The sequence below is a fragment of the Ramlibacter sp. genome, assembly GCF_013697775.1.
GTDB lineage: Bacteria > Pseudomonadota > Gammaproteobacteria > Burkholderiales > Burkholderiaceae_C > Ramlibacter.
Map to the genome: position 1 here is coordinate 1 of NZ_JACCWG010000313.1, position 10,410 is coordinate 10,410.

At 70.8% G+C, this 10,410-nt stretch carries 2 protein-coding genes; both read right to left on the reverse strand.

Features of this window, described 5'->3' with window-relative positions; genetic code table 11:
* Window positions 1-9,066: non-ribosomal peptide synthetase (locus H0U68_RS15735; protein WP_296357246.1), on the reverse strand; the 9,066-nt coding region annotated here is incomplete at its 3' end.
* A gap of 227 nt (window positions 9,067-9,293) precedes the next feature.
* Window positions 9,294-10,325 carry a 2-oxoglutarate and iron-dependent oxygenase domain-containing protein gene (locus tag H0U68_RS15740; protein ID WP_296357248.1) on the reverse strand — a complete coding sequence of 344 codons (1,032 nt, stop codon included), beginning with the start codon at window positions 10,323-10,325 and terminating at the stop codon, window positions 9,294-9,296.
* Between the last annotated feature and the right edge of the window lie 85 nt (window positions 10,326-10,410).

Sequence of the window (10,410 nt, forward strand, 5' to 3'; positions counted from 1 at the left end):
GTCCAGATGCGTGCGGTGCGTGGCACCGCGGTGGCTTTGCGCAGCCAGCCGCGGCCGGTCGGTCGGCAGCGCGAGCAGCGCCGGCGCGCCGTCCAGCGCCTGCTCCCAATAGCGCAGCTGGTCCCGCAGCATCGCCGCATCCAGCCGGCGCCGCTGCCAATGCGCGAAGTCCGCGTACTGCACCGGCAAGGGGTCCAGCGGCGTGGGCCGACCCTGCGCGTATGCCGCGTAGAGCGCGCCCACCTCGCGCACCAGCACGCCCATCGACCAGCCGTCCGACACGATGTGGTGCACCGTGAACAGCAGCACGTGCTCTTCTTGCGCCAGCTTCAGCAGCTGCGCGCGGACCAGCGGACCCGAGGCCAGGTCGAACGGCCGCTGCGCCTCTGCCTGCGCCAGGGCACGCGCTTGCCGTGCGCCCTGCTCCGGCGGCAACGCGCCCAGGTCCAACAGCGGCAGGTCCAGTACCAGCTGCGGCGCGATCACCTGCACCGGCTCGCCGCCATGCACGCCGAAGCGGGTGCGCAGGGCTTCGTGGCGGCGCACCACCGCGTTCAGCGTCGTCTTCAGCACGGCGGGATCGAGGCGTCCGCTCAGCCCGAGCGCCATCGCGATGTTGTAGAGGCCGGTTCCCGGTTCGAGCTGGTCCAGGAACCACAGGCGCTGCTGCGCGAAGGACAGGGGCAGCGGCGCGTCGCGCGGCACGGGCACGACCGGCGCGTCCGGTGCACTTCTGTCTTCCTCCCGCGCCTGGTCCACCCGCGCCGCCAGGTCCGCCACCGTCGGCGTTTCGAACAGCACGCGCAGCGGCAGCTCCACCTGGAAGGCGGCGCGCAGCTTCGAGACCACCTGCGTGGCCAGCAGCGAGTGCCCGCCCAACGCAAAGAAGTCGTCGTGCACGCCGACTTTCTCCAGCTTGAGCACCTGCGCCCAGATGCCCGCCAGCGCATCCTCGGTGGGCGTACGCGGCGCGGCGTACGCCTGGCGCGACGCGGCGCCCGCGTCCGGCGCCGGCACCGCCTTGCGGTCCATCTTGCCGTTCGGGCCAAGCGGCAATTGCGGCAGCAGCACGCAATGGGCCGGCACCATGTAGTGCGGCAGGCTGCGCTTCAGGCCGGCGCGCAATGCGTCTGCGTCCAGGCCGTCCCCCGCCACATAGGCGACCAGCCGCTTGTCGCCGGGCGTGTCCTCGCGCGCCAGCACCAGGGCTTCCCGCACGCCGGGCTGCAGCGCCAACGCCGACTCGATCTCGCCCAGCTCGATGCGAAAGCCGCGGATCTTCACCTGCTGGTCGATGCGCCCCAGGTAGTCGATGGTGCCGCCCTGCCGCCAACGCGCCAGGTCGCCCGTGCGGTACATGCGCGAACCGGGCGCGCCGTGCGGGTCGGGGATGAATTTCTCCGCGGTCAGCCCCGGGCGGTCCAGGTAGCCGCGCGCCAAGCCGTCGCCCGCCAGGCACAGCTCCCCGGCGACGCCCACGGGCACCGGATGAAGGTGCGCATCCAGCAGGTAGGCCTGCGTGTTCGCGACGGGCCGGCCGATGCTGGCCGTCGCCTCGTGCCTGCCCAGCAGAGCGTACGTCGAATACGTCGTGTCCTCCGACGGCCCGTACAGGTTGAAGATCCGCTCCACCGGTCCGGTTGCGTAGAGTGCCTGCACCAGCGCGGGCGCCAATGCCTCGCCGGCCAGGTTGATGACCCTGGCCGTGGACGGAATGGCGCGGCTCGCATGCAGCTGTGCGATGGCCGACGGCACCGTGTTGACCAGGGTCACGGGAAACGCAGCGGGGTCGGCCACCAGGTCCAGGATGTCCTTGACCAGCCAAACCGAGCCGCCCCGGCACAAGGGAACGAACAGCTCGAAGACCGAGAGATCGAAGCAGATCGAGGTGGAGGCCAGCGTTCTTTCCAACTCGGCTGCGGAGAAGACGGACAGCGCCCAGGCCACGAAGGCCGAAGCATTCCCGTGCTGGATGCCGATGCCCTTGGGCTTGCCGGTGGAGCCGGAGGTGTAGATGACATAGGCCAGATGCCCGGGCAGCACGCACGCGGCGGGGTCGTGTTCGGGCTGGCCTTCCAGGCGCATCGCCTCGCGCAACCGGTCTTGCGTGAGCACCAGCGCGGGCTGCGCGTCGGCGAGCATGAAGGCGATGCGCTCGGGCGGGTAGGCAAGGTCCAGGGGGAGATAGGCACCGCCGGCTTTCAGGATGGCGAGCAGGCCGACCATCATGTCCAGGTTCCGCGCCACGCAGATGCCGACCAGCACGTCGGGGCCGACGCCTTGGCTTGTCAGGTAGTGGGCCAGGCGGTTCGCGCGCTTGTTGAGCTCGCTGTAGCTCAACTCCTGGTTGTCGTGGCGGACCGCGAGCGCATCGGGCGTGCGGCGTGCCTGCGCTTCGAACAGCGCCTGCAGTGTTGATCCTGCTGCGTACTGCACCTGCGTTGCGTTCCATTGCCGCAGGATCTGGTCTTGCTCCTCCTGTCCCAGCATCGGCAGGTCGCCGATGCGTTGCTTCGCGTTCTCTCCGATCGCTTCCAGCAGCCGTTGCAGGTGTGCGGCCATGCGCTCGATGGTCTGCAGGTCGAACAGCTCGGTCGCGTACTCCAAGCTCGCGTGCAGCTCCTGATCGCCTTCGACGACCGTCAGGGTCAGGTCGAACTTCGCTGTCGCGTGTTCGCTCTCCATCGGCTCCAATTTCAATCCCGGCAGGCGCAGCTCGCTGATCGGCGCGTTCTGCAAGACCAGCATCACCTGGAGCAGCGGCGCGTGGCTGGTGCTGCGCTCGGGGTTCAGCGCTTCCACCAAGTACTCGAACGGGATTTCCTGGTGGGCGTAGGCGCCCAGTGCGTGTGTTTTGACTTGCTCCAGCAGCTGCGCGAAGCTGTTTGCGCCGTCCACCTCCGTGCGCAGCACCAGCGTGTTCACGAAGAAGCCGATCAGCGGCTCGATCTCCGCGCGGTTGCGGTTGGCGATGGGTGTGCCGATGCAGATGTCGCTTTGGCCCGTGTAGCGGTTCAGCAAGATGCTGAAGGCTGCCGCCAGCGCCATGAACAGCGTCGTCTGCGTCTCGCGCCCCAGGGCGTACAGAGCTGCCGTCGCTTCTGCGGGCACCTTGAATTTCAGCGTCGCGCCCGCGTGGCTTTGAATCACCGGGCGCGGCCGGTCGGTCGGCAGCGCAAGCAGCGTCGGGATTCCCTGCAGCCGCTGCTTCCAATAGCCAAGCTGCTCCTCAAGCACCACACCGCTCAGCCACTGCCTTTGCCAGTGCGCATAGTCCGCGTACTGGATCGGTAATTCGGGCAGCGGCGAGTCCTGGCCGGCTACATACGCCGCATACAGCGCCGCCACCTCCCGCACCAGCACCCCCATCGACCAGCCGTCCGACACGATGTGGTGCACCGTGAACAGCAGAATGTGTTCGTCCTCGGCCAGTTTCAGCAGCCGCGCGCGGATCAGGGGCCCCGCGCTCAGATCGAACGGGCTCTGCGCTTCGTCCTGCGCCAGCCAGCGCGCGCGCGCCTGCCGCTCGCCGGCCGGCAGGCCGGTCAAGTCGATGGGATGCAGCCACAGCCGCATCTCGTGCGCGATGCGCTGCACCGGCTCGCCCTGCTCGCTCACGAAGCGCGTGCGCAAAGCCTCGTGGCGGCGCACCACCTCGTTCAGCGCGCGCTCCAGCGCCTGGCCGTCCAGCGTTCCCGCCATGCGCAGCGCTGCCGCGATGTTGTAGAACGCGCTGGCTTCTTCCAGCTGGTCCAGGAACCACAGCCGCTGCTGCGCGTACGACAAGGCCAGCGGCGCATCGCGCGGCACTGCGGCGATGGGCGCCGCTGCCGCGCCCTTGTCCTCCGCCCGCGCCTGGTCCAAGCGCAGCGCCAGTTCCGCCAGCGTCGGCGCTTCGAACAGCGCGCGCAGCGGCAGCTCCACGGCGAAGGCCGCGCGCATTGCCGACACAACCTGCGTCGCCAGCAGCGAATGCCCGCCCAGCGCGAAGAAGTCGTCGTGCGCGCCCACCTTGTCCAGTTTCAGCACCCGCGCCCAGATGCCGGCCAGCGCCTGTTCGGTCGGCCTGCGCGGCGCTTCGTATGCGTTGGCAGATGCACCGCCCGCGTCCGGGGCCGGAAGCGCCTGGCGGTCCACCTTGCCGTTGGCATTCAGCGGCAGTGCCGCAAGCAGCACGTAATGCGCCGGCACCATGTATGCCGGCAGGCCGTGCTTGAGCGCCGCGCGCAGCGCGCCGGCATCCAGGCCGTCGCCCGCCACGTACGCGACCAGCCGCTTGTCCCCCGGTGCGTCTTCGCGCGCCAGGACCAGCGCTTGCCGCACGCCGGGCTGGCGCGCCAGGGCCGCTTCGATCTCGCCCAGCTCGATGCGAAAGCCGCGGATCTTCACCTGGTGGTCGATGCGACCCAGGTAGCCAATGCTGCCGTCGGCGAGCCGGCGCGCCAGGTCCCCGCTGCGGTACATGCGCGTGCCGGGCGCGCCATAGGGGTCCGGCAGGAACCGTTCCGCCGTCAGCCCGGGTCGGTTCAGGTAGCCGCGCGCCAGGCCCGCGCCCGCCACGTACAGCTCGCCCGGAACCCCCGCGGGCACGGGCTCCAGGTCCGCGTCGAGGAGGTAGCAGGCGAGGTCCGGCAGCGGCCGGCCGATGCAGCCCGCCGCCGCGTCGCCGTCATGGGCGCGCAGCCGGTGCCAAGTCACGTGCACGGTGGTTTCGGTGATGCCGTACATGTTCGCCAGGCGCGGCACCGCGTCGCCATGGCGCGCGAACCACGGTGTCAGCGCCGCGCGGTTGAGCGCCTCGCCTCCGAAGATCACGTGCCGCAGGCGCAACGGCACAGGGTGCTGCGCCTCGGCCTGCACCAGCGCCTGGAATGCCGACGGCGTCTGGTTCAGCACCGTCACCGCCTCGCGCGCGAGCAGCTGCAGGAACTTCTCCGGGCTGCGCGCCACCGCGTGGGGCACCACCACCAGCGTGCCGCCATGCAACAGCGCGCCCCAGATTTCCCACACCGAGAAGTCGAAGGCACAGGAGTGGAACAGCGTCCAGATGTCGCCGGCGCCGAAGCCGAAGTGCGGCCGCGCGGCGTCGAACAGGCGCACGACGTTGCCGTGCTGCAGCAGCGCCCCCTTGGGCTGGCCGGTGGAGCCCGAGGTGTAGATCACGTAGGCAAGATGCTGCGGCCCGTTGATGCGCGCAGGGTTGTCCGCGGGCTCGCCCTGCACCGCGCTCCACCCGCTGTCCAGGCAAAACGTCCTTGCGCCGGCGCCGCTTTGCGCAAGGCGTTCCAGCAAGCGCTCTTGCGTGAGCACCAGCGCGGGCCGCGCATCGGCCAGCATGAAGGCCAGGCGCTGCGGTGGATAGTCCGGGTCCAGCGGCACATAGGCGCCGCCGGCCTTCAGCACGGCCAGCAGCCCCACGAGCATGTCCAGGCCGCGTTCCACGCACAGGCCCACCAGCACGTCGAGGCCGACGCCCTGGCGGCGCAGGTGGTGCGCCAGCCGGTTGGCGCGCGCGTTGAGTTCGCCGTAGCGCAGCGCCTGGCCTTCATGGCGCACCGCCACCGCCTCGGGCGCGCGCCGCACCTGCGCCTCGAACAGTTCCTGCAGCGTGCCGTTCGCCGGGTACTCCACGCGCGGCGCGCGCCACTGCGCCACCAGCGCGTTTCGTTCGGCCGCGCCCAGCATCGGCAGCGTGCGCAACGGTTTCAGCGGCGCGGCGACGGCAGACGCCAGCAGCACCGCGAAATGGCAGGCCATGCGGCGGATCGTTTCGCGCGCGAACAGGTCCGTGCCGTAGTCGATGCTGCCATGCAGCTGCCCGTCGTCGCCGGGCACGATGTCAACCGCCAGGTCGAATTTCGCGGCCGTCGCGTCCGTCGGCACCTGTGCGACGTCCAGGCCGGGCAGGCGCAACGCCTGCTGCGCGTTCTGCAGCGCCAGCGTCACCTGCACCAGCGGCGTGTGGCTGGTGTGCCGCTCCGGCCGCAAGGCTTCGACCAGCTGCTCGAACGGCATGTCCTGGTGCGCGTACGCATCCAGCGCATGGCCGCGCACCTGCGCGAGCAGCTGCGTGAAGCTCGCGCCGGCCTCCACCGCGGTGCGCAGCACCAGCGTGTTGGCGAACAGGCCGATCAATCCTTCGGTTTCAGGGCGCACGCGGTGCGCCACCGGGGTGCCGATGCAGATGTCGTCCTGGCCCGTGTAGCGGTTCAGCAGCACGCTCCAGCCGGCCACGAGCATCATGAACAGCGTGGCCTGGTTCTCGCGCGCCAGCTGCTCCAGCCCGCTTCGCAGGGCGGGTTCCAGCGTGAAACGGACGGTGGCGCCCGCGTGGCTGCGCACAGCCGGGCGCGGCCGGTCGGTGGGCAGCGCCAGCAGCGTGGGGGCGCCCCGCAGCCGCTGCGTCCAGTACCCGAGCAGATGTTGCAGCGCCTGCGCATCCAGCTGCCTGCCTTGCCAGCGCGCGTAGTCGGCGTACTGGATCGGCAGCTCGGGCAGCGGCGAGTCTTGGCCGGTGAGGTACGCCCCATACAGCACCGCCACTTCCCGCACCAGCACGCCCATCGACCAGCCATCCGACACGATGTGGTGCACCGTGAACAGCAGCATGTGCTCCCGCGCGCCCAGCGTGAGCAAGGCCGCGCGCAGCAGGGGGCCGGTGCGCAGGTCGAACGGGCGTTGCGCTTCGTCGTGCGCCAGCCGGCGAACGCATGCTTCCCGCTCCTCTAGCGGCAGCTCGCCCAGGTCGTCGAGGCGCAGCCGCAAGCGCAGCGCGTGCCCGATGCGCTGCACAGGCGTGCCCTGTTCGCTTGCAAAGCACGTGCGCAGAGTCTCGTGCCGCCGCACGACGTCGTTCAGCGCGCGCTCCAGCGCCTGCGCATCCAGCGCGCCCTTCAGCCGCAGCGCCGCCGCGATGTTGTAGGCGGCGCCGGCGCCTTCGAGTTGGTCCAAAAACCACAGCCGCTGCTGCGCGAACGACAGCGGCATCGCGCCGCCGCGCGGCACCGGCACCGACACGATGGGCGGCAGCGGCGCGGCACGTGCATCCCGGCCCAGTTGCCGATCGATGTGCCCGGCCAGCTGCGCAATGGTGGGAAAGGCGAACAGGTCGCGGATGTCGATGCCGATGCCGAATGCCTCGCGCACCCGCGAGACGATCTGCGCGGCCAGCAGCGAATGGCCGCCCAGTTCCAGGAAGCCGGTGTCCACGTCCACCGCGTCGAGGTCCAGCAGGTCCCGCCAGATGCCGGCAAGCGCGGTCTGCGTCGGCGTGCGCGGCGAAACCATGGGCTTCGCGCGGGCGCCCGTGCCTTCGGCATCGCCTTGCGGCGCACTGCCCTCCCCCTCGCGCCACGACCAGACCGCCTCGAACGCGCCGTCCAGGAACATCTGCCTGCAGCGCACCCGCTGGATTTTGCCGCTGGAGGTGCGCGGAACATGGCCCGTCTTGACCAGCAGCACCGCCGCCAGGTCGACGATGCCGTGGCCCTCCTGCAAGGCGGCCCGCAGCGTGCCGGCCAGCGTGTCCAGCGCGGGCTGCCAGCGTGCCGCGAGCTCCTGCACCACCACCAGTTTCGGCGCGCCGGCGTCTTCCCCCACGGAGAACACCGCGCATCCGTCGGCGCGGAACGCCGGGTCCAGCGCCTCCACCGTGGCTTCCACGTCCTGCGGATAGATGTTCTCCCCGTGGAAGACCATCATCTCCTTCAGGCGGCCGGTCACGTACAGCGCGCCGCCATGCAGGAAGCCCAGGTCACCGGTGCGCAGCCAGGGCGCCGCGTGTCCCGGCAGGCGCGCATTGAAGGTCCGCTCGCTTTCTTCGGCGCGGTTCCAGTAGCCCCGCGCCACCGACGGGCCGCTGGCCCAGATCTCGCCCACCGCTGCGTCCGGCAGTTCGCGCAGGGACTCCGGCTCCACGATCCGCACGGCGTGGCCGTGCAAGCCACTGGCGCCGGTGCCGACCAGCGTGATGGTGGCGTCGCTCTGCGGCGCCACAGCGATCCGGCCCACCGCCAGCGCCTGCCTGTCGACGGCGAGGTGCGCCGGCAGCAGGCCGGGCACCGGCTGGCGGCTGGCCGTCACCAGCAGCGTCGCCTCGGCCAGGCCGTACGAGGGCGTCAGCGCCTCGGGGCGCAGGCCGCAGCCGGCGAAGGCCCGGGCGAAGCGGCGCAGCGTGGAATGGCGCACCCGCTCCGCGCCGTTGACGGCGACTTCCAGCGCGCTGAGGTCCAGGCCCTGCTTTTGCGCCTCGGTCACCTTGTCAGCGCACAGCGCATAGGCGAAGTTCGGCGCCCCGGTCACGCGTGCCCGGTAGTCCGACAGCGCCTTCAGCCAGCGGTGCGGGCGCATCAGGAACGCGGCCGGCGGGAACTGCACGCAATGGCAGCCCACGTACAGCGGCAGCACGATGCCGCCGATCAGCCCCAGGTCGTGGTGCGGCGGCAGCCACGAGACGAAGGTGTCGTCCGCACCCATGCCGTAGACGGCCCGCATCAACGCCGCATTGGCCAGCAGGTTGGCATGGCTGACCATCACGCCCTTGGGCGCGGCCGTGGAGCCGGAGGTGTATTGCAGGAAGGCGATGTCGCCGGCGACGCCGCCGGGGCGCACCCATTCGTGCAGCGCATCGGCCTCGGCATCTGCCGCGGTTTCGATCTCCAGCCATTCCAGCTGGCCGAAGGCGCCGTCGCCGCGCACCTGCGCGGCGCGCATGCGGGCCACGACGTCGGCCGGTCCCAAGGCGACGCGCGGCTGCGCGTCCTGCGCCATGAGCTTGAGCCTGGGCAGCGTGCGCAGGTTGGCTGGCGGCAGCGCCGGCACGGCGATGGCGCCGGCATACAGGCAGCCGAAGAACGCGGCGATGTAGCCAGGCCCCGGCGGCGCCACCAGCAGCACGCGGTCGCCGGCGCGGATGGTGCGCTGCAGGCGCGCCGCGATGCCGCGTGCCTGCCGGTCGAGGCCGGCGAAGGTCAGGACGCCGCTTGCGTGCTCACCGTCTTCCAGGAAGGTGAACGCGGGGCGGTGCGCACCAGGCGTGGCGGCGCGGTGTTGCAGCAACTCCAGCAAGCTCCGCGGATCCGGAGACGGCTCGGTTTGCATTGTTCTCCCTCACGGACGGCATCGTGCGAACCGGCCATGGTACGGTCCGGCGCAAGGGGCTGCCCTCCGTCGCAACCCGAGGCATTAGGATAAAAACCGCACGATGAAACGCGATGCGGCGGCGACCGTTACGTCCGGTTGCGCGGACGGCGTGACGCTTACCAGGCGCCCGCCAAACCCGTTGAACCCCGTTGCTATCCGGCCTCGCCATCCTTTTCGAGTGCGCGCTTGAGGTGCGGGAACACCTTGCCCACCTTGGCCGTCACGTAGCCGCCATAGCTGCCCTGGAACGCCTGCAGGTTGGCGCCGTCCCAGCGCCGGCCGCTGTCGTCCGAGCCGGCGCCGCTGCCCGGCACGGGTTCGATCGGCGTGTCGAAGTCGGGGTCGAAGAACAGCGGGATCGACAGCCGGTCGCGCCCGCTCGTGTTGATCGCCACGCGGTGCGGCACCGAGCGCCAGCGGCCACCCGTCATGCGGTCCAGCATGTCGCCCACGTTGCACACGAAGGTGCCGGGTACCGGCGGCGCCGGCGCCCAGCCGGCGTCGGTGCGCACCTGCAGCCCGCCCACGTCGTCCTGCCACAGGATGGTGAGCAGGCCGTAGTCGGTGTGCTCGCCCACGCCCCAGTCCGCCGGCGTGCCGTGCGGCACCGGCCGGCTGGGGTAGTTGAACAAGCGCAGCAGCAGCAGCGGGTCCGCCGTGCCGTGCCTTGCGAAGTAGTCCTGCGGCAGGCCCAGGCCCAGCGCGCAGCCGCGCATCAATGCATGGCCGAGCGCGGCCACCGCGTCCAGGTAGGCCAGCACCGTGTCGCGAAAGCCCGGAATCGCCGGCCACAGGTTGGGGCCGTGCAGGATCACGCCGTCGCGCACGCGCGGATGCGCCGCACCGAGCTCGGTTCCGAGGTAGAAGCCCTCTTTCCAGTCCGGCAGGCCCGAGGTGAGTTCGCCGCCTGCGGGGAAATAGCCGCGCCAGGCGGTGCCGCCGGCCGACATGGGAATTGCCATCTTGGCGGCTTCGTCCTGCGCGAAGAAGCCGCGTGCCTGGGCTTCCACGCGCGCCAACAATGCTGGGTCCACCCCGTGGCCGCGCACGTAGAAGAAGCCCCAGCTGCGCGCCGCCGCGTCGATGGCGCGGCCCGCGGCCATGCGCGCGCCGTCATCGGCGGCCGGATCCACCAGGGCATCGACGTCGACAATCGGCGGGTTGGCTTCGAGGCTGCTGCTCATGGATAGACTCCTGCTTGCGTTGCGTTGCGTTGCGTTGCGTTGCGTTGCGTTGCGTTGCGTTGCGTTGCGTTGCGTTGCGTTGCGT